Origin of the sequence: Deinococcus aerius (genome assembly GCF_002897375.1) — a bacterium.
Lineage (GTDB): Bacteria > Deinococcota > Deinococci > Deinococcales > Deinococcaceae > Deinococcus > Deinococcus aerius.
The window spans coordinates 165,644-191,591 of record NZ_BFAG01000011.1 but is presented as its reverse complement, the minus strand read 5'-3'; the positions used below and the strand labels follow the sequence as shown (position 1 = coordinate 191,591).

Sequence of the window (25,948 nt, the reverse complement as noted above, 5' to 3'; positions counted from 1 at the left end):
AAGCGGTGGGCACGCCAAAAAGCCCTTTGATCGGGCTTGGGTGGGCGCTCCCACATTGGGTTGATTCCCGCCAGGGCGGTGTCCCGCCGTGCTGGCACGTTGCGCGGCCATCCGGGGACGGCCCTCGCACCGACTTGTTAAGATACTAAAAGACGGGCCGGGCCGCAAGACCCGGCCCGGACTCGCACCGAGACCACCTTCAACCGCTTAACGCCGGGTATACGCCTGCACGTCCCGGTCAAAGGCACCAACGAGCATGATCAGGCCCAGGACGGTCCCGATGGGAAACAGCAGCAGGCTGAGGACGGCGATCACGATGCTCGACACCCAGCCCCAGCGCCGCCCCTCCAGAAGCGCCCGCCGGGTGGAGTACAGCAGCAGGATGATGCCGCAGGTCAGGAAGAACGAGACCCACAGCACGGTCATGAGCTGCTCCTGCGACAGCGCGGCCACCGGCTCCCCGGTCGCGGCGTTAAGCTGCGCCAGGATGGCATTGAGGGTGTCGCCCGAGAAGGGCAGGGTCAGCAGCGAGATGGCGTTGTAGATCAGCCCGATCAGCAGGGGCACGGTCAGGAAAGCCAGGCGCGGCGGCCTCGGTCCCGTGGGGGCGTTCGTTCGGGGGGAAGACGATCTCATATCGGTCAGAGTAGCGTGCCCACCACCCGCTCCTAATTCACGCCGCCGCACCAAAGGAAAAACCCGCCTGTTCGGCGGGCTTTTCCCTCAGCCTCTCGGGCTTACTTCTTCATGAGTTGCTGGGCGAGGTTGTTCGGCACCTGGCTGTAGTGGTCGAAGAACATCGAGTAGCTGGCGCGGCCCTGGGTCATGGAGCGCATGTCGGTCGCGTAGCCGAACATCTCGCTCAGGGGCACGAAGGCCTTCACGATCTGCGCGTTGCCGCGGGCCTCCATACCCTGAATCTGGCCGCGGCGGCTGTTCAGGTCACCGATGATGTCGCCCATGTACTCCTCGGGGACCGTCACCTCGACGCGCATGATGGGCTCCAGCAGCGCGGGGGCGCCCTTCTGCACGGCCTCCTTGAGGGCCATCGAACCGGCGATCTTGAACGCCATTTCGCTGGAGTCGACCTCGTGGTAGCTGCCGTCGTACACGGTCACCTTCATGTCCACGACCGGGAAGCCCAGCATGGGGCCGCTCTGCATCGCCTCTTCGATACCCTTCTGGGCCGGGGCGATGTACTCGCGGGGAACGGTGCCGCCCACCACGGCATTCTCGAACACGAAGCCCGAACCGGGCTCCAGCGGCTCGGCCTTGATCTTCACGTGGCCGAACTGGCCGCGACCACCGGACTGGCGGACGAACTTGCCCTCCACGTCGACGGGCTTGGTGATCGTCTCGCGGTAGGCGACCTGGGGGGCGCCCACGTTGGCGTCCACCTTGTACTCGCGCTTCAGGCGGTCCACCAGGATTTCCAGGTGCAGCTCGCCCATGCCCGCGATGGTGGTCTGGCCGCTCTCCTGGTCGGTCTCCACCTTGAAGGTGGGGTCTTCCTCGGCGAGCTTCTGCAGGCCCACGCCCATCTTCTCCTGGTCGGCCTTGGTCTTGGGCTCGATGGCGAGCTTGATGACGGGCTCGGGCACGTCGATGCTCTCCAGCAGCACGCGCTCGTCGCCGTCGCCGATCAGGGTGTTGCCGGTGCCCGCGTCCTTGAGGCCGATCACGGCGCCGAGTTCGCCCGCCTTGAGCTCGGTGACTTCCTCACGGCTGTTGGCGTGCATCTTCAGCAGGCGGCCGACGCGCTCGCGCTTCTCCTTGGAGGCGTTGTACACGTAGGAGCCGGAGTTCAGGGTGCCCGAGTAGATGCGCACGAAGGTCAGGCGGCCCACGTAGGGGTCGGCCATGATCTTGAACGCCAGCGCGGCGAGCTTGCCCTCGGGGTCGGCGGGGAACTCGATGACGGTCTCGCCGTCCTCAGTGGTGCCCCGGATGGCGGGGACTTCCAGCGGGCTGGGGAGGTAGTCGATCACCGCGTCGAGCAGGAGCTGCACGCCCTTGTTCTTCAGGGCGGAGCCGCACAGCACCGGGAAGATCTTCTTCTCGATGGTGCCCTTGCGCAGGGCCGCGACGAGCTGCTCGGGCGAGGGCTCCTCGCCCTCCAGGTACAGCAGCATCAGGTCCTCATCGACCTCGGCAGCGGCCTCGATGAGCTGCGCGCGCATCTCGGCGACCTTGCCTTCGAACTCGGCGGGGATGTCGTGCTCCTGGATCTCGGTGCCCAGGTCGTTGGTGTAGGTGTAGGCGCGCTGGCGAACGAGGTCGATGATCCCCTTGAACTCGTTCTCCTGGCCCATGGGGTACTGGATCGGGGCGGGGATGGCGCCCAGGCGCTCGCGGATGTCGTTCACCACGAGTTCGAACGAGGCGCCCGTCTTGTCCATCTTGTTGGCGAAGGCGATGCGGGGCACCCCGTAACGGTCGGCCTGGCGCCACACCGTCTCGGACTGCGGCTCGACGCCCTGGCTGGAGTCAAACACGGCCACCGCGCCGTCCAGCACGCGCATGGACCGCTCCACCTCGATGGTGAAGTCCACGTGGCCGGGCGTGTCGATGATGTTGACGGTGTACTCGTCGTTCGTGCCGGAACGCTTCCAGCGGGCGGTCGTGGCGGCGGCGGTGATCGTGATGCCGCGCTCGCGCTCCTGCTCCATCCAGTCCATGGTGGCGGCGCCGTCGTGGACCTCACCGATGTTGTGGGTGCGCCCGGTGTAGTACAGGATGCGCTCGGTGGTCGTGGTCTTGCCCGCGTCGATGTGCGCGGCAATCCCGATATTGCGGAAGTGGGTGAGGTAGCTCTGGGCTTTGGTGGTCATAGGACTCCCTATTTTCCGCGGCGACGTATCCCGTCACCGTAAGGTCAACCCCTGGCTTTCAGCGAAACGGGACAGTCGGCTGTCTAGGCCGCTGTCCGGTCACGCTCTTGTCAGCGGCGCTGATTACCAGCGGTAGTGCGCGTAGGCGCGGTTGGCTTCCGCCATGCGCTCCACGTCGTCCTTCTTCTTGATGGCGCCGCCACGGCCCTGCGCGGCGTCCATGATCTCGCCCGCCAGCCGCTCAATGGCGGTGCGCTCGGGGCGGCCCTCCACGGCGGTCATCATCCAGCGCAGCGTGAGGCTCTGCTGGCGGCGGGGACCCACCTCGACGGGCACCTGGTAGGTGCTGCCGCCCACACGGCGGCTGCGGACCTCGACGCGGGGCTTGACGTTGTCGAAGGCCTGGCGGAAGACCTTCAGCGGCTCCTGGCCGGTGCGCTCCTGCACCAGGCGGCAGGCCCCGTAGAAGATGCGGCTGGCAAGGTTCTTCTTGCCGTCGATCATGATGCGGTTGATCATCGCGCTCACCAGCACATCCTGGTAGACGAGGTCGGGCTGGATGGGGCGCACTTCTGCTCTGCGGCGACGTGCCATGCTCTACTCCTTGAAACTCAGCTAGCTCGGTTCATTGGCCTCACCTCTGTGGGCGGTGGCCGCTCTGTCCGCACGGGGCGGCGGGGGCCTACGCTCTCCCCCGCCGCCTAGCGGGGGTTACTTCTTCTTGGCGCCCGCGGCGGCCGCGCCGGCCTTGGGCTTCTTGGTGCCGTACTTGGAACGGCTCTTGTTGCGGTCCTTGACGCCCTGGGTGTCGAGGCTGCCGCGCACGATGTGGTAGCGCACGCCGGGAAGGTCCTTCACACGGCCGCCGCGGATCAGCACGACGGAGTGTTCCTGGAGGTTGTGGCCCTCGCCGGGGATGTACGCGGTCACTTCGAAGCCGCTGGACAGGCGCACGCGGGCGATCTTGCGCAGCGCCGAGTTGGGCTTCTTGGGCGTCGTGGTCTTGACGACCGTGCAGACGCCGCGGCGGAAGGGGCTCCCCTTGAGCGCGGGGACCTTGCTCTTCTTCTGAAGGGTGGCGCGCCCCTTGCGGAGCAGTTGCTGGGTGGTAGGCAGAGTCATCACTCCTAGTCTGGTCTGGTTTCGTGGGGGCCCGCCCACACATGGAAGAGTCCAGGGAGCGGGGTCGGGTTGGCGGTGAAGCCGAGGTGATCAACGCACGTCCGGCGACTGTCAGCATCAGCGCGGGAGTGGCGTGCCGAAAAACCCCCTGGGGCAACCCTGGTCCCGGGCAGTTTTCAACCGCAGTAGCATAGCGCGAGCCGGGCAGGGAGCGCAAGGACGCCCGGAAGGGTTCAGGTCACGCCCTCCAGGGCATCTGCCCCTCCGTCCTCGTGAACCCGTATTCGCCTCGTGCCGAGGGGAACGGGCAGGGTGAGCCCGCGCAGGTACTCGCGCAACCGCTCGGGCAGTTCCTCCACCCGCAGGGGTGTACGCGGCGCGGCGACGAGGCGGTACACCCCTGGCTCGTTCGGCACGTGGTCGTACACGTAGGCGCCTCTGCGTTGCGGCGGGGTGAGGTGCTCGTCGAAGCCCCCGGCCAGCGCGTTCGCCTCCTCGCGCTCGGGGCGGGTGTCAACCCAGACGTGCAGGGCTTCGAGGAGTTCCTCGGAGGCGAGGGCGGCCTCGGGCACGCCGGGATCGCCCGCTGCCATGAACTGGGCGATATGGCTGCTGGCGTCGGTGGCGAACCAGTCGAACTCGACGCCCGTGATCTCCTCGCGGGTGATGACGGTGTGACCTTCGGCCGAGTTCACGCCGCCCCTCCCGCCCTGAAGGCCGCCGCGACGACCTCGCGGGCCTCCTCCATGACCTGCCGCAGGTGATCCTCGCCCTTGAAGCTTTCCGCGTAGATCTTGTACACGTCCTCGGTGCCGCTGGGCCGGGCGGCGAACCAGGCGGAGTCGGTCGTGACCTTCAGGCCGCCGATGGGCTCGCCATTGCCGGGCGCGCGGGTGAGCTTGGCGGTGATGGGGTCGCCCGCCAGGGTGGAGGCGGTGACCTGATCGGGGCTGAGGTTGGCGAGCACCTTCTTCTGCTCGCTGTTGGCGGGGGCGTCCTGGCGGTCATAGGCCGTCGCGCCGTACTGCTCGGTGAGGGCGGCGAAGCGTTGGCTGGGCGTCTGCCCCGTCTTGGCGGTGATCTCCGCCGCGAGCAGACCGGGGATGATGCCGTCCTTGTCCGTGCTCCACGGGGCGCCGTTCATCCGCAGGAAGCTCGCGCCCGCCGACTCCTCGCCGCCAAAACCGAGGGAGCCCGTGAGCAGCCCCTCCACGAAATACTTGAAGCCGACGGGCACCTCGACCAGCCGCCGCCCGATTCCCGCCGCCACACGGTCGATCAGGGCGCTGGAAACGAGCGTCTTGCCCACCCCCGCGTCCGCGTTCCAGCCCGGGCGGTTCTGGAAGAGGTAGTCGATCATGACCGCGAGGTAGTGGTTGGGGTTCATCAGACCGCCTTCGGTCACGATCCCGTGGCGGTCGGCGTCGGGGTCGTTGCCCACGGCCACGTCGTAGTCGCCCTTGAGGGCCAGGAGGCTCGCCATCGCCCAGGGGCTGGAGCAGTCCATGCGGATCTTGCCGTCGCGGTCCACCGTCATGAAGGCGAAGCGGGGGTCCACCTGCTCATTGACGATGGTGAGGTTCAGACCGTGCTGCGCCTTGATCGCCTCCCAGACGGGCAGGCTGCTCCCGCCGAGCGGATCGACGCCGAGGCGCACCCCGCTTTGACGGATGACATCGAGGTCCACGACTTCCCCGAGTTCGGAGACGTACGGCCCGATGAAGTCGAAGGGATCGAGGGCGGCCATCGCGTCGTCGAGGCTGACCCTTTTAACCTCGCTCAGCCCGCCCTCCAGGATCGCGTTCGCCCGGTTCTGCACGGCCCTCGTCACGTCGGTGTCCGCGGGGCCGCCGGAGGGGGGGTTGTACTTGAAGCCGCCGTCCTGAGGGGGATTGTGGCTGGGCGTGATGACGATGCCGTCCGCGGTCCCGCCCTGCCCCGCCCGGTTGTGGTTCAGGATTGCGTGGCTAACGAGGGGCGTGGGCGTGAAAAAGCCCGGCTGGGCACGCACCCGCACCCCATTCGCTACAAGAACCTGGAGGGCCGTGATCCAGGCAGGCTCGCTGAGGGCGTGGGTGTCCAGCCCCATGTACAGCGGCCCGGTGATCCCCGCCGCCGCGCGGTGTTCGGCGACCGCCTGCGACACGGCGAGGATGTGGGCCTCGTTGAAGGTGCCGTTGAGGCTGGTCCCCCGGTGCCCGCTCGTGCCGAAGGCCACCCGCTGCGCCGCGTTCCGGGGGTCGGGCCGCGTCTCGTAGTAGTGGGCGACCAGGCGGGGGATGTTCGTCAGGAGGCTCTGCGGGGCGGGCTTGCCTGCGAGGTCGCTGAGGGTCATGCGGGCAGTTTAAGCAGAGCGGCCCGGAAGGGGGCTTAATAGGGCGCAGACAGAGTGAGGCAGGGCGCAGGCGACGCCTCTCCTCCCCTGCTACCCTGCCGCCATGCGGGAGTTCCTGAACGACTGGTGGCGGCTGATCAAGCTGATCGCCCTTTCGCTGGCGATCCCGGTGCTGCTGTGGCTGCTGCTGGTCTGGCTGGGCGTGCTGCGCTGAGGGTGCCCCGGGGGCGGTGACACGCTGGAACCGCTCCCAGCCGTACTTTTCCGCCCGGTCGTGCTACGGTCCAACCATGACGGGCAAAGGCAAGGGGCAGGGCACGCAGGCGAGGACGGGCAGTTTCGAGCACGCGCTGGTGCTGGAGACGGCGCGGGTGACCGAGGGGGCGGCGCTGGCGGCGAGCCGCTGGGTGGGCATGGGCGACAAGAACGCGGTGGACGGGGCGGGCACCGAGGCCATGCGTGAGTTGCTGAACTCGCTCGACATCCGTGGCCGGGTCGTGATCGGCGAGGGCGAGATGGACGAGGCGCCCATGCTGTACATCGGCGAGGAGCTGGGGCAGGGGCAGTACGAGGTGGACATCGCGGTGGACCCGGTGGAGGGGACGAGCGTGACCGCCAAGGGGTTGCCCAATGGCCTGGCCGTCATCGCCCTCTCCGAGCGGGGAGGCCTGATGCACGCGCCCGACTGCTACATGGACAAGCTCGTCGTGCCGCCCCCCGCCGCCGGACGGGTGAACCTCGACTGGCCGGTGGAGGCCAACCTCAGCGTCCTCGCGCAGAGCCTGGAGCGGGACGTGGAGGACCTGCTGGTCACGATCCTCGACCGCGAGCGGCACGCGGACCTGATCCGCCGGGTGCGGCAGGCCGGGGCGCGCGTGAAGCTGATCGGGGACGGGGACGTGGTGGCGAGCCTCGCGGTCGGGGTGCGCGGCACCGGGGTCCACGCGCTGATGGGCTCGGGCGGGGCGCCGGAGGGTGTGCTCTCGGCAGCGGCGATGAAATGCCTCGGCGCCGAGATTCAGGGCCGCTTCATCGCCGAGGACGACGCGATGCGCGAGCGGTTCGTGTCGATGGGCGTGGACGAGCACAAGATTTACAAGACGGACGAACTCGCCCCCGGGAGCCAGATCGTGTTCAGCGCGACGGGCATTACGTATGGCGAGTTGCTGAGCGGCGTGAGGCGCTTCGGCGGCGGGGCGCGCACGCACACGCTGGTGATGGGGTATGCGAGCCGGGTCGTGCGCTTTATCGACACGGTTCATCTGGAGGACGACGGGGCGCGGGTCACCATCCGGGTCTGAGGGGAGCAGCTTTGCCTCTGACAAGGTGACCATCGACGAGCCAATCTCCTACACCTAGACAAGATGGACAGAAAGATACCTTATGACTAAGAGTGAATGGAGTGACCAAATACAGGACATGGAGTTGATACAAAGACTCTCCGACATATCGCCATTACTGCGTGAAGCATGTGAAGAGCTTATTGAAGCCATTGAAAACCCTTCTAATTTCACATTTTATGACCTAGCTAGACGTACAGATAATCTACTTGGCTATCACGCACACATAAGCAAAATGCTTCACGCCGCTATAGCAGGTGAGGCATTATTAGGAGAGCCCGCTTTTACAATCCACTCGGATACAAAAGACTAACTAGAGTGCCTTGCAGTCAGGGAGCCTAGAAGCTTGTGTTTTAAGTGTTGTTTCTCCCGGGAAAACTACCTCGCCAATTGAAGTTACACAATATGTTTTTCCAGGAGTATACGGAACAGTATCTAAAGTTACAAGGAGTTGTTTGCCAGGATTTAAGGATGTGCGCTCGCCACTCGCAGTTCGACCCACGACTTTATAATCAGTCGTGTATATATTCCCCGTCATTTTCATATACGACATAATTACATTACAAGAGAGGTACACATGGCCACCGACTTGGCCAGCATAAATGCCGTCTAAGATGTTATAGCCCAAACAGGAATACCTACCATTATTGGAGATTATATCCTGACCACATATGCCAGTGTCACTAACTGTAAACGATGGTTTAAGTTCCCCATTTTCAATCTTCTTCTGAATACTTTGAATATAGGAATAATCTGAATCCATACGTGCATCAATTTGTACGTCCCCATCTTTGGAATCTCACCACAGGAGGAAATGATGGCCGCTGATGCTACTATAACAAAAAGACGTTTCCGCATCTTCTCTCCATGTTCCTACAACGAAAGACGGACGGATAACCCTAGTAGGGGCCTACGAGTGAAAAAATTAACTCAGTATCCATCCCCCAAATTTTGGAATGCTTTATTTTGACACCTCACGTGTGATGCGGCCGTGATTCTCCTTCTGGCCGAGGTAAGGCTGGCTGCCAGCCTACGTAATTGCTTAAGCACTCACCCTCTACCCAAGTGGCAGAACTTTCTCACCACTACCACCCTTCCAAGCTTCCTTACCCAAGGGGAGGGGGAAAAGTCAGCCTTAGTTCCCATTTTTGATCCTCTGAATTTTCCCTCCGTCGGACGGCAGCCTTAGCGTGAACTCCGCACCTCCTCCCGGGTGGTTGCGGGCGGCAAGCTGTCCCCCCTGGGCCTCGACGAGAGCGCGGGCAATCGCCAGGCCCAGCCCGCTGCTGGCCCGCCCCTGCGGGTCTCGGGTGCGGCTGGCGTCCGCCCGGTAGAATCGCTCGAAGGCGCGGGCGAGGTCGTCCGGGCGGAAGCCGGGGCCGTGGTCGCGGATGCTGAGATGGGTGCCGTCCGCATCCTGCCGGGCGGACAGTTCGACCGGGCCGGGCGCCGCGTAGCGCAGGGCGTTGTCCATGACGTTCCCGAGAGCTTGGCGGAGGCGGTCGGGATCGGCATACAGGGGCAGCGGGGCGGGCGCATGGACCGAGAGGGTCACCCCCACCTCCGCCGCCCGGACGGAGTAAGCCTCCGCGAGCCCCCGCAGGGCTTCCCCCCCATCCAACGGGCGGGGCTCCAGGCTGAGTACCCCGCTCTCGGCCAGGGACAGGGTCCGCAGGTCGGTCACCAGCCGCGCGAGGAGCAGCACCTCGCCGTGCAGCCGGGTGAGGGCGGCCCCGTCCAGCGGCTGCACCCCGTCCTGCATGGCCTCGATCTCCGAGCGCAGGACGGCCAGGGGCGTTCGCAGGTCGTGGGCGATGTCCGCCACCAGCCCGCGCCGCCACGCCTCCTGCCGCGCGAGGCTGAGGGTGAGGTCGTTGAAGGTGGCGGTCAGGTCTCGCAACTCGTCCTGACGGGGGGGAATGGGGAGTTGCACGCGGCGGTCCCCCGCCCGCAGCCGCTCGGCCCCGTCGGCGAGCCGCGCAAGGGGGCGGGTGAGCTGCCGGGTGACGAACCCCGCGACGAAGATGGCGAGGAGCGCACTCAGGAAGGCGGCCTGCACGGCGCTGCGGACGATGGAGCGCCCCGCCCCGCTCGCCACCTGCTGCCAGGCCGCCGCGTCCCAGGTGGCGCCCGTCCCCACCTCCGGGTTGAACTGGGCGAGAACGCGGAACGTGGCGCCCACCGTCAGGACGGTCGTGAGCACCACTGCCAGGACAGCCACCAGGGCGAACATCCGGGTCAGGCGGGCGCGCAGGCCCCGGCGCCGACGGCGGGCTCCCCATGCCCGGTGTCTCCAGGTCCACATCAGGGGACCTTCAGACGGTAGCCGACCCCGCGCACGGTGTCGAGCAGCGCGTCGTGCGGGCTGAACTTGCGCCGCAGGTTCTTGACGTGGGCGTCCACCGTGCGCTCGTCGGTGCCGCGGTCCAGGCTGCCCAGCGCGGCGAGCAGTTCCGCCCGCGTCCGCACCACCCCCGGCTCGCGGGCCAGCAGGGCGAGCAGGCGAACCTCGGCCACGGTGAGGTCCAGCGGCTCGCCCGCCAGGTACGCCTCGTAGCTCGCCATGTCCACGGTGAGCGGCCCCGCGTGCCGAACGGTGGGCAGGCCAACCCCACCCCCCGCCCGGCGCAGCACGGCCTTCACGCGCGCCACGACCTCCCGGGGGCTGTAGGGCTTGACCACGTAGTCGTCGGCGCCGATGCCCAGGCCTACCAGCCGGTCCACCTCCTCGTCGCGGGCGGTGAGCATGATGATGGGGAGGTCGGACTCGGCCCGGACGCGGCGGGCGACCTCCAGACCGTCCAGACCGGGCAGCATCAGGTCGAGCAGCATCAGGGCGGGACGGGCGGCGCGCCACAGCTCCAGCGCCCGGGGACCGTTCGCCGCCCGCTCGGTGTGAAAGCCCTCGCGGCGCAGGTACCCCTCCAGAATCTCCGCGAGCCGCGCCTCGTCCTCGACGATCAGGATGGTGGTCATGGGCTGCTGCCATTCTCGCCGGTTCGGGGCCGCCCCCCAGATGGGGCAGGCAGGCCACCCCGGAAGAGCCTCAGAGCTTGAGCGTCCCCTCGTCGCCCCCGGCCGGAGGACGCGGCGCTCCGCCCTCCTCACCGCTCAGCGTCCGCCGCAGGGTCTCGTACTCGTCGGCGTTGATCTCGCCCCGCGCGTACCGCTCGCGGGCAATGTCGAGCGCGTGGTCGTTCAGGAAACGCGACCGCCCACGCCGGAAGGTGTCGCGGACCTCGTCGCCCAGGTGGCCCCCCGCCGGGCCTCCCGCCCCGGCCCAGCGCCGCCAGGCCCCGCGACGACGCAGGAACACCACCGCCCCGGCGATCAGCAGGACGAGGAAAAACCCGGGGAAACCCCCATCGTGGCGGTAGCCGGGACCGTAGCCGTACGGCGCCGAAGACCCCAGGCCCGGCGCGGGCACGTACTGCTGCGGCACCATCTGAAGGGTGGCCCCGGGGGTCGCGTTGTTGATGATCACATCCATACCAAAGCACTGCTCCTTTCGGGGCGGGGAACAGATTTCCCTCACCTGTGCCCAGGGTAGAACTGCCCGCGTGAAGGGCGCGGGGAGGCTCCGTGAATCCCATGTGAACGGCATGGAGTCCCTTAAAACTACTTAATGTTGAATAACTTAGGGGTAAAGCGTAGCCTGGGGCCATGACGAATCCTGCCCCAGTCCGCATGACCATCGTGTACTACTCGACCTACGGCACGAACCACCAGATGGCCGAGGTCGCTGCCGAAGCCGCGCGGGAAGCCGGGGCGGAGGTTCGCGTCGTCAAGGCGCGTGAGACGGCCCCGCAGGAGGTCGTCAACAGCCAGGACGCCTGGAAGGCCCAGCAGGAGCGCACGGCGCATATCCCGGAGGCGACCCCAGCCGACCTGGAGAACGTGGACGCCATCATGATCAGCTCCCCCACCCGCTGGGGCGGCGCGACGAGCCAGCTCCGGGCGTATATCGACACCCTGGGCGGCCTGTGGGCGTCGGGCGTCCTCGCCAACAAGACCTTCAGCGCCATGACCAGCGCGCAAAACGCCCACGGCGGGCAGGAGACGACCCTCCAGACGCTGTACGTCATGGCGATGCACTGGGGCGCGATCATCGTGACACCCGGCTATACCGACCCGGCGGTCTTCGCGGCGGGCGGAAACCCCTACGGCGTCAGCGTCACGGCCAACGGGGAGCCGCTGAGCGAGGAGATCAAGGCGGCCATCCGCCACCAGGCCCGCCGCCAGGTCGAGATCACCCGCCAGCTCAAGGGCTGAAGTCGGCTTCCGGCGCGCTCCGGGGAGACCTGGGGCGCGTTTGTCTTGCCTCAGCGCGAGTAGAGGTCGCGGAAGTACGGGCCTTTCGGGTCAGCCCAAGCCCGCAGAGAGGCATACGGCAGAATGATTGTCTGCGCGCAGGCGAAGACCACGTGGGGTAACCCCGTGGGTGTGACGGCCAGGCCTGCCGGGGTGAGGTTCGCCGTGAACGTCGGGGCGCGGTCCGTCAGGGCCTCACGGCAGTCCGCCTCTGCCTTCACCCGGGCGAGGTACAGGCTGTTCAGGCGGGGAGCCGTCAGGCCCGGCCAGATCGCCGTGACGGGCACTTCCCGACCACTGGCGCGGTCCAGAATCAGCCCCACGTCGAAGGCCTCGGGGTGGGCGCCTCCGCAGTAGTACCCGGCATTCTCGGTCACGCTGAGGAGCTGGGGGCGGCGAAAGGTGACCCGGGCCGTGAGCGTGTACCCGTCGCCCCCGGCGGGCGCGTCACCAAGCTGCGAGCGGCAGCCCAGCGCGTACGCGGCGTGGAGGAGCTGGCGGTCTTGCAGGGCGGCGTTCAGGGCCGCACTTCCGCCGGGGACACGCGGGTAGGTCAAGCCGGTCAGGGGTTCCCGGATGCTCGTCCTGTCCGGCGACGGAACCCAGGGGCGATTCAGCTTCAGGAAGGCGAGCGGGTCCGAGGTTCGGAGTTTCCGCAGGCCCGGCGAGTCGGGGAGGTTGAGGGGCAGGCGCGTGACCTCCAGCGGCGCGAGGGTGACGGGCAGAGGTTGTCCGCCGTCCGGTCGACGCCACTGCCCTTTCAGTCCTGCTCCATTTGGGGCGAGCGTCAGGCAACCCGTCACTTTGAGCCCCGCCTCCGGTCCCGACCAGACCTCCTCCTGTGCCACCAGCGTCTCGCCCCGCCGCCCGAGCGTGAGGGGGAGATCGACCTTCCGGCGCTCGTAGAAGTACGCCCCGGTGAGGTCCGTTCCCTCCTTCCGAATGGCGAGATTGACGGCCTGGGTGCCCACCGTTCCCCGGTAGACCCCCGGCTTGACCCAGGTGGGCGGGCCTTCGCTGCCCCCGCATCCCGCCGCGGCTGCCGAAGTCCCCAGTGCCAACGCCACCATCACCGCTGCCACGCGCATGGGGGCAGCGTACACCCATGCCCTAACTCCCCCGGCGCTCGAAGGTGCCGGAGCGCAACAACTCCCCCTCACCGAGGCCGAAGGGGGTGTGGGCCTCCGACCACTGCACCGCCGCCTCGATGTCGTACGGCACGGCGCGAAACTCGACCGACCAGCCGCCCCGTTCCCGAGTCAGCAGGGTCCAGCGGGCGCGGGGATCACCGTCCACCTGATCGCTCACGGCGCCCGCGTTCACGACGAACGTGTCGCCCACCCGGGTCGCGCCGGGACGGTGGGTATGCCCGCACAGCACGACCTCTGCTCCCAGCGGCTCGACCAGCGCGCAGAGTTCCCGGGGATCGCGGGCACGGTAAAACCCCCTCCCCTCTCCTTCCGGCTGCCAGACCCACAGCAGGCTGTCCCAGGCGCTCTCCGGGGTGCCGTGGCAGGCGAAGAGGTTCCCGTCCAGCGCGCGGGTGGTCAGGGGCAGGGCGGCGAGACGCGCCAGCAGCGCCGCGTCCACGTGCGCCTCCAGCCACGCGCCGTACTCGCGGCTGAGGGGGGAGCGCCGACCGCCTGGCCACAGCTTCTCCTCGTTGTTGCCGCGCACCTCCAGTGCCCCCGCACGCGCCAGATCGAGTTGCAGCGCCGCCGCCCGCGCGGGGTCGGCTGAACCCTCGACCTGATCGCCCAGATTCACCGTCAGGTCGGGGGCGGCCTCACGCATCTCGCGCAGCACCGCCTCCAGCGCGAAGGCATTGCCGTGCACGTCGCTGATCACCGCCACCCTCACGGGCACAGGCTACCCCACGCCCGCTAGCATGCGGCCCATGAGCATCCTCCCGGACTGGCGCATCCGTGAACTCGCCCAAGCGGGCATGATCGACCCCTTCGAGGACCGCCTCGTCCGCACCGCCGAGAACGGGCACGTCATCAGCTACGGCCTGAGTTCCTTCGGCTACGACCTGCGCTGCGCCGACGAGTGGAAGGTGTTCACGAACGCGCACGGCAACACCATCGTGGACCCCAAGGCCTTCGACGAGCGCGCGTTTATCGACATCCAGGCGCCCGAGATCATCATTCCGCCCAACTCCTTCGTGCTGGCCCGCAGCGTCGAGTACCTGCGGATTCCCGAGAACGTCATGGTGGTGGCGCTGGGAAAAAGCACGTATGCGCGCGTGGGCATCGTCGCCAACGTGACCCCGCTGGAGCCCGGCTGGGAGGGCCACGTGACCCTCGAATTCAGCAACACCACGCCCCTCCCAGCCAAGATGTACGCCTTCGAGGGCTGCGTGCAGCTCCTCTTTTTCGAGGGCGAGCGGCCTGAGGTGACCTATGGCGACCGCGGAGGGAAATACCAGAAGCAGACGGGCGTGACCCTCCCGCGCCTGTGATCCGCCCGCGCACCGGGGCGGACCTCCCCGCGCTGGAACGGGCGATGCGGCAGGTTCACGAGACGGACGGCTACCCCACGACCTGGCCTGACGACCCCCGGGCGTTCCTGGCCCCGCCCGGGACCGTGGGCGAGTGGGTGGCCGAGCTTCAGAATGAGGCCATGGGGCAGGTCGTCCTGCGCCCGGTCTTCGACCCCGTGCCCGGCTGGGTGAGGGCCACGGGTCTTCCGGCCCCGGAGGTCCTGATCCTCTCGCGGCTGTTTGTCGCCCCGGCAGGACGCGGCCAGGGTTTAGGACGTGAGCTGTTCCGCACCGCCTGGGCGGGCGCAGAGGCCCTGGGCAAACGCGCCATCCTCGACGTTCACCACCGGAACCTGTCCGCCGTCCGCCTGTATGAGGGTGAGGGCTGGCGGCGCGTCGCCACGGTGGACGGCGATTGGCTCGAACCGGACGGGAGCGTTCCCCGCGTCCACGTCTACGTTTCCCCCTGACAGGGCAGTCCCTTAACGCCCGCTGGGCTTCCTCTCGCCCTGCCGGGGCCACCTCGTGGGAAGCTGCCGATATGCCAGACAAAGACGACAAGAACAGCGGCCACACCAGCCAGCCCGGCGAGTACGAACGTAGCGGGCAGGAGGTCCACGAGCGCGAGAAGGGCGGCAAGCCCTCCTTGGGGGGGGTGAACGACCGCGAGGCGAACGCCGCCCGCAACACCGAGCACGACGGGCTCAAGGAGTCCGGGGACGTGGAGGAGGCCCGCAGTGTCCCCGCCTCCAACCAGGGCTGAGCAGGCCACCCGCGAGGAGGGGCGGGCATCAGGTCCGGCCCTCTCGTCGCGCCACCTGCCAGCCGAACCCCTGGCGAACGAGGAGCTTCACCGGCCCACCCCCGGCGTGCTGCTGCTGGCCGCCCTGTTCATCGGGGCTGGCGTCCTGCATTTCGTGAGCCCAGAGCCGTTCGACCGAATTGTGCCGCCGGGTCTGCCCCTGGCGGCGCGAACGGCGACGCTGCTCAGCGGCGCGGCGGAACTTGCGGGGGGGCTGGGTCTGCTCCATCCCGCCACCCGACCCGCTGCCCGGCTGGGCCTGCTCGCGTTGCTGGTCGCCGTCTTTCCGGCCAACGTCTACATGGCGCAGCAGGCCGAACGCTTCGAGCCTCTGCCCGCGTGGGGCCTGTGGGCGCGGCTGCCGCTTCAGCCGCTGCTGATGTGGGCGGTGTGGCGGGCGGGACGGCGGCGCGTCCAGACCCACGGGAGGGCGCCACCCGGGCCGTGAGTCGGTGGGTGGCGCTCCCCGGTGAGATTAGCGGAGGGAATGTGACTCTGGGCGGGCGCCCGGCGTTCCGGCCTCGGGGCTGGGGGCGCTGAACACCCCCAGGCGCGGCAGCACCCAGCGGTCCAGGCCCCACCAGCCCGCCACCCGCCACGCGAGGACCAGCCAGGTCGCCAGGATGAACAGCAGGGGGTTGCTGGAGAGGGTGCCCGCCAGCAGGAAATTGGCGTTCATCAGGCCGCCGAAAAAGGCCGCGATGCCGGTCAGCAGGCCCAGGATCAGGGCGGTGCCGACGGCGAGCTCACCGAACGTCACCAGGTAGGAGAAGAGGGTGGCGTTAGGCAGCGCGACGTTCTCGATGAACCAGCCGTACCAGCCGGACACCGACGGTCGCTCGCCCCCCGTCTTCGCCAATGCGCCGCGCAGGAAGCCAGTGACGGCGGTTCCGGCCTGCCCGCCGACCCAGGCGGGGTCGGTGACCTTGTGCCACCCGGCCTCGAGCCACTGCCAGCCCACGTAGATGCGGAGCAGGGTCCACAGGGGGGCCAGCCGGGTATCGGCAAACAGGAAGCGTGAGACGCGGGGTTCGATCAGGACGCGGGGAGGGTTGGCCTGGGCGGTCATGGTCGGTCTCCTCTGGAGGGGAGCGGGTGGGGTGATCCTCCAGGGCAAGCATCGCAGGGGGTCGTTACCAGCCCATTACCTCCCGGCGGCGGGGCGCAGGACCTCCAGCACCGTTCTCAACGCATCCGGCAGCGGCACTGGTCGGCGCGTCCCCCGGTCCACGTACACGTGAACGAAGTGGCCCTGGGCACAGGCCCTCTCCTCCCCCTCCCGGAAGACGGCGAGTTCGTAACGCACGCTGCTGCGGCCCAGGTGAGCCACCCGCACACCCACGCTGAGCAGGTCGGGAAAGGCGGCGGGGGCGAAGAACGCGCAGCCCGTCTCCACCACCAGGCCGATCACTGCCCCCGCCTGTACGTCCAGCGCACCCTGAGAGGCGAGAGAGGCGTTCACCGCCGTGTCGAAATAGGCGTAGTAGGTGACGTTGTTGACGTGCCCGTACACGTCGTTGTCCGCCCAGCGGGTCGGCATGGGGTGGTGGTAGGGGTAGGCGGCGCGCGGCTCCGGGGTGGGGCGGGTCATGGGGGAAGGGTACCGGGCCACCGCGTTCCGGGGACGGGGACAGGCAGCGGGTGCCGTCCCACCCACGCGTTAGATTGCGGGCATGGAAACTCTGGTCATCACGGCGGCGCGGCGCACGCCGATTGGAACCTTCATGGGCTCTCTCGCCGAGGTCAGTTCCGCCGATCTGGGGGTAACAGTGGCGAAAGCGGTCCTCGACGGGGTGAATGCTGAGGAGGTTGCGGACGTGATTGTCGGGAACGTCCTTCAGGCGGGGCAGGGCATGAACGTGGCGCGGCAAATCGCCATCAAATCCGGCCTGCCCCAACACGTCCCCGGGCAGACGGTGAACCGGGTGTGCGGCTCGGGCCTTCAGGCCGTCGTCAGCGCGGTGCAGGGCCTGCGGGCGGGGGACGGGAAGCTGTACCTGGCGGGGGGCACCGAGAGCATGAGCCGGGCACCCTACCTGCTCCCCCGCGCCCGGCAGGGCTACCGCCTGGGCCACGCGCAGGCGCTCGACTCCATCCTGTCGGATGGCCTGACGGACGTGTTCCACGACGTTCACATGGGGATCACCGCCGAGAACATCGCCGAGCAGTGGAACCTGTCGCGGGAGGAGCAGGACGCCTTCGCGGTGGAGAGCCAGCGCCGGGCGGCGGCGGCCATCGACTCCGGCGCCTTCGTGGACGAGGTCGTGCCCGTGGAGGTGCCGGGCAAGAAGGGACCGACCCTCTTCGAGCGGGACGAGCACGTGCGGCCCGGGACGACCCCGGAAGCCCTGGCGAAACTCAAGCCCGCCTTCAAGAAGGAGGGCACCGTGACCGCCGGGAACGCGAGCGGCCTGAACGACGGCGCGGCGATGCTGGCCGTCAGCACCGAGGAATACGCCAGGGCGAACGGCCTCCCCATCCTGGCCGAGATCACGAGTTACGCGGCCATCGGGGTGGACCCGCGCATCATGGGGATCGGCCCGGCAAAGGCCGTTCCGGTCGCGCTGGAGCGGGCCGGGATGAAGGTAGCGGACGTGGACCTCTTCGAGCTGAACGAGGCCTTTGCTGCCCAGAGCCTCGCCGTGGTGCGGGACCTGGGGGTGGACCCCGCGCAGGTCAACGTGACGGGCGGGGCGATTGCGCTGGGTCACCCCATCGGCGCGAGCGGCGCCCGCGTCCTCGTCACGCTGGTCCACGCCCTGCGGAGAAGCGGCAAGGAGACGGGGGTTGCCAGCCTGTGCATCGGGGGCGGCATGGGCATCGCCATGGTCATTCGCGCCCGGTAGGTCATGACGGCGCCGCTCGCCCGCCTGCTGAACGAGGAATCGTTCGGGTACGCGGGCGAGTCGGCGTTCGGGGCACTGTCGCTGAAGACGATGCGCGGCACGGCCCATTACTGGACGGGCCAGGCCCGGCACCGCGTCGGCGGCGAGCGAGCGCTGCTCCTGAATGAAGGCACCTCCTACCGGGTGGAAGTCGAGCCCGGCACGCGGTCCTTCTGCATTTTCCTGAACCCGGGCGTCCTGACCCTCGCCCCGCTGGCCGAGGACGCGGGGGCTCACCTGCGCTTTCTGGAACGGACGCTGACCCCGCCGCCTCCCATTTGGGCGCTGCTGGGGACGCTGCGGACCCGGCACGAGGCCCGCACGCTGGACCCCCTCGCGCTCGACACCCTGGCCCTGCGGCTGCTCGACCTGCTGGTGGGCGAGGACCGGGAGGCGTGGCGGGCGGCGGACGGGCTTCCAGCCCTTTCCCCCGCGAGGCGGGCCGAACTCGCGCGGCGGCTCTTCCGGGCGCGGGATACGCTCGACGCCCTCGCCCTCGGCCCGGTGGGGCTGGGGGACGCGGCGCGGGCGAGCGGCCTGAGCCCGGCCCACCTGGCCCGCGGCTACGCCCGGCTCTTCGGGGAGACGCCCCTCACCACCGTCACCCGCCGCCGCATGGCCGAGGCGCGCCGGTTGCTGGAAGAGGAGGGCCTGGGCCTACCCGTGGCGGAAGTCACCTGGCGGGTCGGCTACGCGAGCGTGACGACCTTCACGGCGGCCTACGCCCGCTGGCACGGCCAAACCCCGGGCTGGGCGCGCAGGATCGGAGAAGTCGGGGACGGACGGCGCCACTAGGATGGGGCATGACCAACGACGCCCCCAACGATCTTTTCGCCGCTATTCACGCGAACAACCTGGAGGGCGTGCGCCTCCTGATCTCGGCCCAGCCGGGATTGCTGGGGGCCGTCAGCCCCACGGGCCTCTCCCCGGTCCTGTTCGCCACGTACTACGGGCGCCCGGAGATCATGCGTTTCCTGATCGGGGCGGGAGCGCCGCTCAGCGTGTTCGGGGCCGCAGCCACGGGGGAACTCACGCCCCTGCTGGCTCACCTGAACGCGCAGCCCGACCTCGTGAACGCCACCAGCCCGGACGGGTTCAGCCCGCTGGGCCTGGCCGCCTTCTTCGGGCGGGAGGAGGTCGCCGCCGAACTCCTCGCCCGCGGGGCCGACGTGAACCGGCCCAGCACGAACGCCATGCAGGTCCAACCCCTCCACTCCGCCGCTGCGGGCAACCACACGGCCCTGGCCCTGCGGCTGCTGGCGGCGGGGGCGGACGTGAACGCGGCCCAGCACGGCGGCTTCACCCCGCTAATGAGCGCGGCGCAGAACGGGAACGGGGCGCTGGTGGAGGCGCTGCTCTCGGCGGGGGCGGACCCGGCGGCGACCACCGGGGACGGGCGGGCCGCGGCGGACCTCGCCCGGGAGGAGGGCCACGCGGCCGTGCTGGCGATTCTGAGCGGGACGACCCATGACGCTGAAGGAACCCGGAATGCGCCGCCCTCCCCCACGCGGGAGACTGGAGCATGAACGACTCTCGCAATGATCGAGACGGCCGCCCCGACAACGCGCCTGCGGACGGGACACAGATCAACGAGCTGACACGCACGCCCGACTACAAGACGGGCTACCAGATGCCCGACCCCAAGGACGTTCACGAGGAACACTACACGACCACGCACGCGGAAGACCGCACGGGGAGCGCCGACCAGGGCAAGTATGAGTCGGTCCAGGCGCAGGACCCCCGGGAGGTCACCGGCCAGTTCGACCGTCTCGCCACCCGCGACCCGGCGGCGATGGAGCACGCCGCCCAGACCCCCGAGTTCGCGGGCGCCGAGACGGTGGCGGGCATCGGCGTGCAGGACACCACGCTCGGCAGCGGCATCACCGTGGCGGGCGGGCTGGGGACCGAGAGCACCAGCCTGGCGGCGGGCGAGGCAGGGGTGGGCCTGCGCCCCGGAGTGGACCAGAACCCCGGCTACGTCCCCCCCAGCGAGAAGGTCACCCCCCACGTCAGCGAGCAACCCGGCGACCTGCCCCCCGGCACTCGCCCCGAACTTAAAAACGAGGTCTCGGGCGAGGCCGACAACCACGACCGGCTGTAGACAATCCAGACGCACGAGAGCCCCCACCGCGAAAGTGGGGGCTTTTGCTTGTTCCTTCTGACGCCCGAATGCTGACCGCTAGAGGCTAATCAGGAACGGGTCCTCCAGCGCCTCGCAGATATAGCGCAGGAAGCGGGCGGCGTCCGCCCCGTCGATCAGGCGGTGGTCATAGGTCAGGCTGAGGGGCAGCATGTTGCGCGGCTCGAAGCTCCCGGTCTCCTTGTTCCAGACGGGCTCGAAGCCGCCGCGCGAGACGCCCAGGATGGCGACCTCCGGCGCGTTCACGATGGGCGTGAAGCCGTACCCGCCGATCCCGCCGAGGTTGGAGATGGTGAAGGTCGCTCCCTGCATCTCGTCGGGCTTGAGCTTGCGCTCGCGGGCCTTGCCCGCCAGCTCGTTCAGCTCCAGCACGATCTCGGTGATGCTCTTGCGGTCGGCGTCCTTGAGAACCGGGACGAGGAGGCCCTGCGGCGTATCGACCGCCACGCCGAGGTTCACGTAGTCCTTGTAGACCACCTGCTGCGCCTCCAGGTCGAGGCTGGCGCCGAACTTGGGGTACTTCCGCAGGGCGTTCGCCACGACCTTCATCAGGATGTGGGTCATGGTGAGCTTGCCGCCCGCCTTCTCGACCCGGGCGCCGAACTGGCGGCGCGTCTCCTCCATGCGGGTCACGTCCGCCTTGTCGAAATGCGTGACCATCGGGATGGTCGTCCACGACTGGGTCATGGAGCGCACGGTCGCCTTGCGGATGCCGCTCATGTCCTCACGGCGCACCGTGCCCCACCGCTCGAAGTTGGGGAGGGGCGCGGCGGCGGGAGCCGGGGTCGGGGCGGGGGCCGCAGCGGGGGCGGGTTGAGCTGCCGGAGCCTGCACGCTCGGCGTCCCCGCCGTCCGGCGCACGTCCTCCTCGCTGATGCGCCCGGCGATGCCGGTCCCGTGAACGTCGTGGATGTCCACGTGCAGCTCGCGGGCCAGGCGGCGCACGCTGGGCGCGGCGGGGATCAGCAGGCGGTTGTCATACGCCTGGGTGTTGTAGGGCCGCTGGGCGCCCGGCGCCTGGGTTGCGGGCTGCGCCTCCTGCGGGGTCAGTTGCGTCTCGCGCGGGGCAGTGGGCCGCCCGGTGGACAGGGTATCCACCGGGAAGTTGTCCCGCGAGGCGGGCGCCTGGGCGGGCTGGGGTTGCGGAGCCGGGGCGGGCTGCGCGCTCGCCGCTGGCTGCTGGCCTCCCCCCAGCGTCAGGATCACGCCGCCGACCTTCACCGTGTCGCCGACCTTCACCGCCACGTCCTGCACGGTGCCGGAGGCGTTCGCCGGGACCTCGACGACCGCCTTGTCCGTCTCGATCTCGATGACGGGCTGGCCCTCTTGAATCGTGTCGCCGGGCCCCACCAGCACCGTCACGACCGTCCCCTGCTCGATGTTGTCCCCCACGTCGGGGAGGGTGACCTGGGCGCCGCCCGCCGAGGGACCCGTCCGGGCAGGCGCCGCGCCGCTTCCATCCGAGGTCCCCGCCTGCACCTTCTGCGCCTCGACCTGGGCCTGGGCGACCCGGTTGGCCGTATCAGGATCGTCGGCCACAGTTGGGCTGTCGGGCTCGGCGGAGGGCATTCCGGGCGAGGGGGTCTGGGCCTGTCCCCCACTGGCCGTGGCCGCGCCGCCGTCCCCCCCCGCCAACGTCAGAATGGTGCCGCCCACCGGCACGGTGTCGCCCACGTTCACGCTCACGGCCTCGACCGTGCCGCCCTGGGTAGCGGGCACCTCGACCACGGCCTTGTCCGTCTCGATCTCGATGATGGGCTGGCCCTCGGTCACGCTGTCGCCGGGCCCCACGAGCACCGTCACGACCGTGCCCTGCTCGATATTGTCGCCCACGTCGGGCAGTTTCAGTTCCGTCGCCATGTTGGACGCTCCTTGGATTGTGAATGAGGGGCCGCCAGCTCTCAGTTCCCAGCATAGGCCGCTGACCGCTGAAAGCTGACGGCTCAACGCTTAACGCAGGACCGGCGCTTCCCGCTCGGGGTCGATCCCGAGCTCGGCGATGGCCTTTGCCACCACGTCCCCCTTCACCTTCCCGTCGCGCTGGAGGGCGTACAGGGTCGCCAGGGTCACGTGCCGCGCGTCCACCTCGAAGAAGTCGCGCAGTTCCTCGCGGGCCTCCGAGCGGCCCCAGCCGTCGGTGCCCAGCGTCCACAGCTTGCGGTCGAGGTGCCCGTTCAGGCCGTCGGCGCCGAGCTTCACGTAGTCGCTGACCGAGATCAGCACGCCGGGCGCGTTCTCCTGGCTGAGCTGCGAGGCGACGTAGGAAACCTTCGGCTCCTCCGTGGGATGGAGCATGTTGTGGCGCTGGGTCAGCAGGGCGTCCTGGTGGAGTTCCTTGTAGCTCGTGACCGACCACACGTCCGCCGCCACGCCGTAGCCCTCCAGCATCTTCACGGCATCGAGCGCCGCGCCCATCGCCGGGCCGCTGGCGAGAATCTGCGCGCGCAGCCCCGCTTTCGTGTTCTCGCTCGCCTGGAAGCGGTACAGGCCCTTGATGATCCCCTCCCGAATCTGGGCGTGGTCGCCGGGCATGGCGGGCTGGACCTCGTTCTCGTTGTCGATGGTGACGTAGTAGAACTCGTCGATGTCGTCCACGTACATCCGCTGGATGCCGTGCTCGACGATCACCGCGAGTTCGTAGGCGAAGGCGGGGTCATACACCCGCAGGGTGGGCACCACGTAGGCTTGCAGGAGCGAGTTGCCGTCCTGGTGCTGCAACCCCTCGCCCGCCAGCGTCGTGCGGCCCGCCGTGGCCCCGAAGAGGAAGCCGCGCGCCCGCTGGTCGCCCGCCGCCCACACGAGGTCGCCGATGCGCTGCATCCCGAACATGGAGTAGAAGACGTAGAAGGGGATGGTGGGCACGCCGTGGTTCGCGTAGCTCGTCGCGGCGGCGATCCAGGAGGCCATCGCGCCGTCTTCCGTGATGCCCTCTTCGAGCATCTGGCCGTCGGTGCTCTCCTTGTAGGCCATCAGCGACCCGAAATCGACGGGCTGGTACGTCTGCCCGCGCGGCGAGTAGATGCCGATGCGCGGCACGAGCGCGTCCATGCCGAAGGTACGGGCCTCGTCGGGCACGATGGGGACGATCAGCTTGCCGATCTCCTTGTCGCGCAGCAGCTTGCTCATGATCTGCACGGCAGCCATGGTGGTGCTCACCGCGCGGCCCTTGCTGCCCGCCGCGAACTCCTCGTAGAACTCGCCAGCAGGAACGGTCGGGCGCGGGTAGTCCACGATGCGCTCGGGCACGAAGCCGCCGAGCGCCTGGCGCCGTTCGAGCATGTACTTCACTTCGGGCGAGTCGGGGCCGGGGTGGTAGAAGTCGAGGTGCTCGACCTGCTCGTCGGTGAGCGGCAGTTCCAATAGATCGCGCAGGTTCTTCAGCGCCCCGAACTCCAGCTTCTTGACCTGGTGGGCCACGTTGCGGGCCTGCGCCGTCTCGCCCAGGCCATAACCCTTTACCGTGCGGGCGATGATCACGGTCGGGCTGCCCGTGTGCTTCACCGCCGATTCGTAGGCCGCGTAGACCTTGTGGACGTCGTGCCCACCCCGGTTGAGGAGTTCGAGGTCGGCGTCCGTCCAGCCCTCGATGAGCTTCTGGAGTTCGGGCGTGTTGAAGAACTTCTCGCGCAGCTCCTTGCCGCCGAAGGCCGCGTACCGCTGCGACTCGCCGTCCACGAGCTGCTCGAAGCGTTTGACGATGGCCCCGTTGTAGTCGCGGGACAGCAGTTCGTCCCATTTCGAGTCCCACACGACCTTGATGACGTTCCAGCCCGCCCCCCGGAACAGCGCCTCGAACTCCTGGATGACCTTGGAGTTCGCGCGCACCGGGCCGTCCAGCCGCTGAAGGTTGGCGTTCAGGACGAACACGATGTTGTCGAGGTTCTCGTAGGCGGCGAAGCGCAGGGCGCCGATGCTCTGCGGCTCGTCCATCTCGCCGTCACCCAGGAAGGCCCAGACCTTGGCATTGCCCCCCGGCTTGAGGCCCCGGTTTTCGAGGTACTTGATGAAGCGCGCCTGATAGATCGCCTGGATAGGCCCCAGACCCATGGAGACGGTCGGGAACTCCCAGTAGTGCGGCATCAGCCAGGGGTGGGGGTAGCTGCTCAGGCCGGGGCCGTCGGGGCTCAGCTCGCGCCGGAAGTTGTTGAGCTGCGCCTCCGTGAAGCGGCCCTCCAGGAAGGAGCGCGCATAGATACCCGGGCTCGCGTGCCCCTGGAAGAAGATCAGGTCGCGGTCCACCCCCGCCCCGTGCCCCCGGAAGAAGTGGTTGAAGCCCACCTCGTACAGCTCGGCACTGCTCGCGTAGGTGGCGAGGTGCCCGCCGATGCCGTCACTCTTCTTGTTCGCCTTGACGACCATCGCCACGGCGTTCCAGCGGATCGCGTTGCGGATCTTGCGCTCCAGCTCCAGGTTGCCCGGGTACTCGGGCTGCTGGTCCACGTCGATGGTGTTGATGTACGGCGTGTTCTGCTTGAAGAGGATGGGCGCCCCGTGGAAGTAGGCGTAGTGGTCGAGTTCCTCCAACAGTTGTGCGGCGCGGTCGTCCCCGGCATTCGCCAGCACGTAGGCGAGCGAGTCGAGCCACTCCTGCGTCTCCACGGCGTTGAGTTTCTCCCGGTCCTGCGGCGGCAGTTCGGCACGCGGGGGCAGTTTGGTCATGGTTAGTAGTCTATGCCGTGCCATTCACCGCTTCCAACAGGGCAAAATGAGCGCATTCACCACGCCGAATGGTAGGTTAAGCTTGTGGCGGGTTGGGGGAGCCTAGCTGCCGGGCTCCCTCCCCGAAAGGCCCAGCATGGAACTTCGCCACCTCCGTCATTTCGTCGCCCTCGCCGAGGAGGAACACTTCGGGCGGGCCGCCGAGCGCGTGTTCGTGGTGCAGCAGGCGCTGTCCAACTCCATTCGCAACCTGGAGGACGAGGTGGGCGTGCCCCTCGTGCTGCGGACCACCCGGCGGGTGCAACTGACGCCAGCGGGGCAGGAGTTTCTCGTGGGTGCCCGTGCCACGCTGGCCCAGGCGGCGCAGACGGTCGAGCGGGCCCGGCGGGCCGCGCGGGGCGAGGTCGGGCGGTTGACGGTGGGTTTCGTCGGCGGGCTCGCCTTCGGGGGGCTGCCGGAGATCGTGCGCTCCTTCCGCGAGGCTTTCCCCAACGTCTCGGTGGACCTGCGCGAACTCACCGCCCAGGAGCAGGAGGCGGCGCTGCGGGGCGGGCAGATTGACGTGGGCCTGATGCTGCTGCCCGTGCGCGACCCCGGGCTGGACTCGCGGGCGTTGTGGCGCCAGCCGCTCGTCGCAGCTCTCCCCGCCGGGCACCCGCTGGCCCGCAAGCGCAGGCTCCGCATCGGTGACCTCCGGGGCGAGCGGTTCGTCTTCTTTCCGCGCCACCTGCGCGCGACCTACTTCGATCAGGTCATGCGCTGGTGCGCTTCGGCGGGCTTCACCCCCAACGTGGTGCAGGAGGCCATCGAGATTCCCACCCTGCTCTCGCTGGTGGCCGCCGGGCTGGGCGTCTTCCTCCCCATCCGGTTCTTCGAGCGCCTCGCGCTGCCCGGTGTGGTGTACCGCCCGGTCGAGGACGCGCCCCTGGTCGAGATCGTCGCCGTGTGGCGCCGGGAGGAGGTGGGCGGGGGACCCATCGTGCGTGCCTTCCTGGGGGTGGCGGGGGAGGCGTTAGGCAATCAGACTTAGGCCGGGAGCCG

26 protein-coding genes are annotated in these 25,948 nt (G+C 68.6%); 11 read left to right on the top strand and 15 right to left on the bottom strand.

Annotated elements, in window-relative coordinates:
* Positions 1-207: 207 nt before the first annotated feature.
* From DAERI_RS15510 to pgm, 6 genes are all read right to left on the bottom strand, one after another.
* The gene (locus DAERI_RS15510; protein ID WP_103130333.1) at positions 208-636 is read right to left on the bottom strand and encodes a hypothetical protein; all 429 of its coding nucleotides are present in this window, start codon (positions 634-636) and stop codon (positions 208-210) included.
* A gap of 101 nt (positions 637-737) precedes the next feature.
* Complete coding sequence (gene fusA, locus DAERI_RS15505; RefSeq protein ID WP_103130332.1) at positions 738-2,831, bottom strand: elongation factor G; 2,094 nt, start codon at positions 2,829-2,831, stop codon at positions 738-740.
* Positions 2,832-2,954: 123 nt separating this feature from the next.
* Positions 2,955-3,425: a 30S ribosomal protein S7 gene (gene rpsG, locus DAERI_RS15500; RefSeq protein WP_103130331.1), complete on the bottom strand. Its 471-nt coding sequence runs from the start codon at positions 3,423-3,425 to the stop codon at positions 2,955-2,957.
* Positions 3,426-3,542: 117 nt separating this feature from the next.
* Positions 3,543-3,947 (bottom strand): 30S ribosomal protein S12, encoded by a 405-nt coding sequence (gene rpsL / locus DAERI_RS15495; RefSeq protein WP_026332367.1) that lies wholly within the window; start codon positions 3,945-3,947, stop codon positions 3,543-3,545.
* A 239-nt stretch (positions 3,948-4,186) separates the two neighbouring features.
* A complete protein-coding gene (locus DAERI_RS15490; protein ID WP_103130330.1) occupies positions 4,187-4,648 on the bottom strand; it encodes a hypothetical protein in 462 nt (153 codons plus the stop codon).
* Positions 4,645-6,288 carry a phosphoglucomutase (alpha-D-glucose-1,6-bisphosphate-dependent) gene (gene pgm, locus DAERI_RS15485; RefSeq protein WP_103130329.1) on the bottom strand — a complete coding sequence of 548 codons (1,644 nt, stop codon included), beginning with the start codon at positions 6,286-6,288 and terminating at the stop codon, positions 4,645-4,647. Before pgm ends, DAERI_RS15490 begins: the two co-directional genes overlap by 4 nt.
* A gap of 290 nt (positions 6,289-6,578) precedes the next feature.
* Between pgm and glpX the strand changes: the two genes are divergently transcribed.
* Positions 6,579-7,589, top strand: coding sequence for a class II fructose-bisphosphatase (gene glpX, locus DAERI_RS15480; protein ID WP_103130328.1), 1,011 nt, complete (start codon positions 6,579-6,581; stop codon positions 7,587-7,589).
* Positions 7,590-8,763: 1,174 nt separating this feature from the next.
* Here glpX and DAERI_RS15475 read toward each other — a convergent pair.
* The 3 genes from DAERI_RS15475 to DAERI_RS15465 all read right to left on the bottom strand — a co-directional run bounded on the left by DAERI_RS15475 (position 8,764) and on the right by DAERI_RS15465 (position 11,118).
* Positions 8,764-9,933 (bottom strand): sensor histidine kinase, encoded by a 1,170-nt coding sequence (locus DAERI_RS15475; protein WP_103130327.1) that lies wholly within the window; start codon positions 9,931-9,933, stop codon positions 8,764-8,766.
* Positions 9,933-10,604, bottom strand: a complete 672-nt coding sequence (locus tag DAERI_RS15470) for a response regulator (protein ID WP_103130326.1) — start codon at positions 10,602-10,604, stop codon at positions 9,933-9,935. The genes DAERI_RS15475 and DAERI_RS15470 overlap by 1 nt, the downstream gene beginning before the upstream one ends.
* Positions 10,605-10,674: 70 nt before the next feature.
* Positions 10,675-11,118, bottom strand: coding sequence for an SHOCT domain-containing protein (locus DAERI_RS15465; protein WP_201262772.1), 444 nt, complete (start codon positions 11,116-11,118; stop codon positions 10,675-10,677).
* Positions 11,119-11,291: 173 nt separating this feature from the next.
* Here DAERI_RS15465 and wrbA point away from each other — a divergent pair, with 173 nt between their 5' ends.
* On the top strand, positions 11,292-11,900 hold the full coding sequence (wrbA, locus tag DAERI_RS15460) for an NAD(P)H:quinone oxidoreductase (RefSeq protein ID WP_103130325.1): 609 nt from the start codon (positions 11,292-11,294) through the stop codon (positions 11,898-11,900).
* A 50-nt stretch (positions 11,901-11,950) separates the two neighbouring features.
* On the opposite strand, the gene DAERI_RS15455 is transcribed toward wrbA, so the two are convergent.
* Both DAERI_RS15455 and DAERI_RS15450 read right to left on the bottom strand, forming a co-directional pair.
* Positions 11,951-13,027, bottom strand: coding sequence for a hypothetical protein (locus DAERI_RS15455; protein WP_235610419.1), 1,077 nt, complete (start codon positions 13,025-13,027; stop codon positions 11,951-11,953).
* A gap of 22 nt (positions 13,028-13,049) precedes the next feature.
* The gene (locus tag DAERI_RS15450; RefSeq protein WP_103130351.1) at positions 13,050-13,799 is read right to left on the bottom strand and encodes a metallophosphoesterase family protein; all 750 of its coding nucleotides are present in this window, start codon (positions 13,797-13,799) and stop codon (positions 13,050-13,052) included.
* Between the two features lie 37 nt (positions 13,800-13,836).
* Here DAERI_RS15450 and dcd point away from each other — a divergent pair, with 37 nt between their 5' ends.
* The 4 genes from dcd (at position 13,837) to DAERI_RS15430 (ending at position 15,671) form a co-directional block, all read left to right on the top strand.
* Positions 13,837-14,400, top strand: a complete 564-nt coding sequence (gene dcd / locus DAERI_RS15445; RefSeq protein ID WP_103130324.1) for a dCTP deaminase — start codon at positions 13,837-13,839, stop codon at positions 14,398-14,400.
* On the top strand, positions 14,397-14,891 hold the full coding sequence (locus DAERI_RS15440; protein WP_235610418.1) for a GNAT family N-acetyltransferase: 495 nt from the start codon (positions 14,397-14,399) through the stop codon (positions 14,889-14,891). The genes dcd and DAERI_RS15440 overlap by 4 nt, the downstream gene beginning before the upstream one ends.
* A 71-nt stretch (positions 14,892-14,962) precedes the next feature.
* The gene (locus DAERI_RS15435; protein ID WP_103130323.1) at positions 14,963-15,184 is read left to right on the top strand and encodes a hypothetical protein; all 222 of its coding nucleotides are present in this window, start codon (positions 14,963-14,965) and stop codon (positions 15,182-15,184) included.
* The gene (locus tag DAERI_RS15430) at positions 15,159-15,671 is read left to right on the top strand and encodes a DoxX family protein (protein ID WP_439952258.1); all 513 of its coding nucleotides are present in this window, start codon (positions 15,159-15,161) and stop codon (positions 15,669-15,671) included. Before DAERI_RS15435 ends, DAERI_RS15430 begins: the two co-directional genes overlap by 26 nt.
* Before the next feature lie 27 nt (positions 15,672-15,698).
* Here DAERI_RS15430 and DAERI_RS15425 read toward each other — a convergent pair whose 3' ends face one another.
* Together DAERI_RS15425 and DAERI_RS15420 are read right to left on the bottom strand one after the other, a co-directional pair.
* Complete coding sequence (locus DAERI_RS15425) at positions 15,699-16,292, bottom strand: DoxX family protein (RefSeq protein ID WP_103130321.1); 594 nt, start codon at positions 16,290-16,292, stop codon at positions 15,699-15,701.
* Positions 16,293-16,367: 75 nt separating this feature from the next.
* Positions 16,368-16,814, bottom strand: coding sequence for an acyl-CoA thioesterase (locus tag DAERI_RS15420; RefSeq protein ID WP_103130320.1), 447 nt, complete (start codon positions 16,812-16,814; stop codon positions 16,368-16,370).
* 82 nt (positions 16,815-16,896) lie between these two features.
* On the opposite strand from DAERI_RS15420, the gene DAERI_RS15415 reads away from it, so the two are divergent.
* The 4 genes from DAERI_RS15415 to DAERI_RS15400 are packed head-to-tail and all read left to right on the top strand — an operon-like array spanning position 16,897 to position 20,209.
* The gene (locus DAERI_RS15415; RefSeq protein ID WP_103130319.1) at positions 16,897-18,069 is read left to right on the top strand and encodes an acetyl-CoA C-acetyltransferase; all 1,173 of its coding nucleotides are present in this window, start codon (positions 16,897-16,899) and stop codon (positions 18,067-18,069) included.
* A 3-nt stretch (positions 18,070-18,072) separates the two neighbouring features.
* Positions 18,073-18,903 (top strand): helix-turn-helix transcriptional regulator, encoded by an 831-nt coding sequence (locus DAERI_RS15410; RefSeq protein ID WP_103130318.1) that lies wholly within the window; start codon positions 18,073-18,075, stop codon positions 18,901-18,903.
* Positions 18,904-18,911: 8 nt separating this feature from the next.
* Positions 18,912-19,634 (top strand): ankyrin repeat domain-containing protein, encoded by a 723-nt coding sequence (locus DAERI_RS15405; RefSeq protein WP_103130317.1) that lies wholly within the window; start codon positions 18,912-18,914, stop codon positions 19,632-19,634.
* Positions 19,631-20,209 (top strand): hypothetical protein, encoded by a 579-nt coding sequence (locus tag DAERI_RS15400; protein ID WP_103130316.1) that lies wholly within the window; start codon positions 19,631-19,633, stop codon positions 20,207-20,209. The genes DAERI_RS15405 and DAERI_RS15400 overlap by 4 nt, the downstream gene beginning before the upstream one ends.
* A gap of 78 nt (positions 20,210-20,287) precedes the next feature.
* Here the strand turns inward: DAERI_RS15400 and aceF are convergent, their stop codons facing one another.
* Positions 20,288-22,108: a dihydrolipoyllysine-residue acetyltransferase gene (gene aceF, locus DAERI_RS15395; protein ID WP_103130315.1), complete on the bottom strand. Its 1,821-nt coding sequence runs from the start codon at positions 22,106-22,108 to the stop codon at positions 20,288-20,290.
* Positions 22,109-22,198: 90 nt separating this feature from the next.
* Positions 22,199-24,907, bottom strand: a complete 2,709-nt coding sequence (gene aceE, locus DAERI_RS15390; RefSeq protein ID WP_103130314.1) for a pyruvate dehydrogenase (acetyl-transferring), homodimeric type — start codon at positions 24,905-24,907, stop codon at positions 22,199-22,201.
* A 136-nt stretch (positions 24,908-25,043) separates the two neighbouring features.
* Between aceE and DAERI_RS15385 the strand changes: the two genes are divergently transcribed.
* Complete coding sequence (locus tag DAERI_RS15385) at positions 25,044-25,937, top strand: LysR family transcriptional regulator (RefSeq protein ID WP_103130313.1); 894 nt, start codon at positions 25,044-25,046, stop codon at positions 25,935-25,937.
* Positions 25,938-25,948 lie beyond the last annotated feature (11 nt).

What these genes read in the sequence shown, in the direction of transcription:
- DAERI_RS15435 (WP_103130323.1), top strand. Translation starts at nt 14,963, where the DNA reads ATGCCAGACAAAGACGACAAGAACAGCGGCCACACCAGCCAGCCCGGC.
- DAERI_RS15465 (WP_201262772.1), bottom strand. Translation starts at nt 11,118, where the DNA reads ATGGATGTGATCATCAACAACGCGACCCCCGGGGCCACCCTTCAGATG.
- rpsG (WP_103130331.1), bottom strand. Translation starts at nt 3,425, where the DNA reads ATGGCACGTCGCCGCAGAGCAGAAGTGCGCCCCATCCAGCCCGACCTC.
- DAERI_RS15510 (WP_103130333.1), bottom strand. Translation starts at nt 636, where the DNA reads ATGAGATCGTCTTCCCCCCGAACGAACGCCCCCACGGGACCGAGGCCG.
- DAERI_RS15415 (WP_103130319.1), top strand. Translation starts at nt 16,897, where the DNA reads ATGGAAACTCTGGTCATCACGGCGGCGCGGCGCACGCCGATTGGAACC.
- DAERI_RS15425 (WP_103130321.1), bottom strand. Translation starts at nt 16,292, where the DNA reads ATGACCGCCCAGGCCAACCCTCCCCGCGTCCTGATCGAACCCCGCGTC.
- pgm (WP_103130329.1), bottom strand. Translation starts at nt 6,288, where the DNA reads ATGACCCTCAGCGACCTCGCAGGCAAGCCCGCCCCGCAGAGCCTCCTG.
- aceE (WP_103130314.1), bottom strand. Translation starts at nt 24,907, where the DNA reads ATGACCAAACTGCCCCCGCGTGCCGAACTGCCGCCGCAGGACCGGGAG.
- DAERI_RS15470 (WP_103130326.1), bottom strand. Translation starts at nt 10,604, where the DNA reads ATGACCACCATCCTGATCGTCGAGGACGAGGCGCGGCTCGCGGAGATT.
- fusA (WP_103130332.1), bottom strand. Translation starts at nt 2,831, where the DNA reads ATGACCACCAAAGCCCAGAGCTACCTCACCCACTTCCGCAATATCGGG.
- DAERI_RS15420 (WP_103130320.1), bottom strand. Translation starts at nt 16,814, where the DNA reads ATGACCCGCCCCACCCCGGAGCCGCGCGCCGCCTACCCCTACCACCAC.
- dcd (WP_103130324.1), top strand. Translation starts at nt 13,837, where the DNA reads ATGAGCATCCTCCCGGACTGGCGCATCCGTGAACTCGCCCAAGCGGGC.
- aceF (WP_103130315.1), bottom strand. Translation starts at nt 22,108, where the DNA reads ATGGCGACGGAACTGAAACTGCCCGACGTGGGCGACAATATCGAGCAG.
- wrbA (WP_103130325.1), top strand. Translation starts at nt 11,292, where the DNA reads ATGACGAATCCTGCCCCAGTCCGCATGACCATCGTGTACTACTCGACC.
- DAERI_RS15475 (WP_103130327.1), bottom strand. Translation starts at nt 9,933, where the DNA reads ATGTGGACCTGGAGACACCGGGCATGGGGAGCCCGCCGTCGGCGCCGG.
- glpX (WP_103130328.1), top strand. Translation starts at nt 6,579, where the DNA reads ATGACGGGCAAAGGCAAGGGGCAGGGCACGCAGGCGAGGACGGGCAGT.
- DAERI_RS15410 (WP_103130318.1), top strand. Translation starts at nt 18,073, where the DNA reads ATGACGGCGCCGCTCGCCCGCCTGCTGAACGAGGAATCGTTCGGGTAC.
- DAERI_RS15400 (WP_103130316.1), top strand. Translation starts at nt 19,631, where the DNA reads ATGAACGACTCTCGCAATGATCGAGACGGCCGCCCCGACAACGCGCCT.
- DAERI_RS15385 (WP_103130313.1), top strand. Translation starts at nt 25,044, where the DNA reads ATGGAACTTCGCCACCTCCGTCATTTCGTCGCCCTCGCCGAGGAGGAA.
- DAERI_RS15455 (WP_235610419.1), bottom strand. Translation starts at nt 13,027, where the DNA reads ATGCGCGTGGCAGCGGTGATGGTGGCGTTGGCACTGGGGACTTCGGCA.
- DAERI_RS15405 (WP_103130317.1), top strand. Translation starts at nt 18,912, where the DNA reads ATGACCAACGACGCCCCCAACGATCTTTTCGCCGCTATTCACGCGAAC.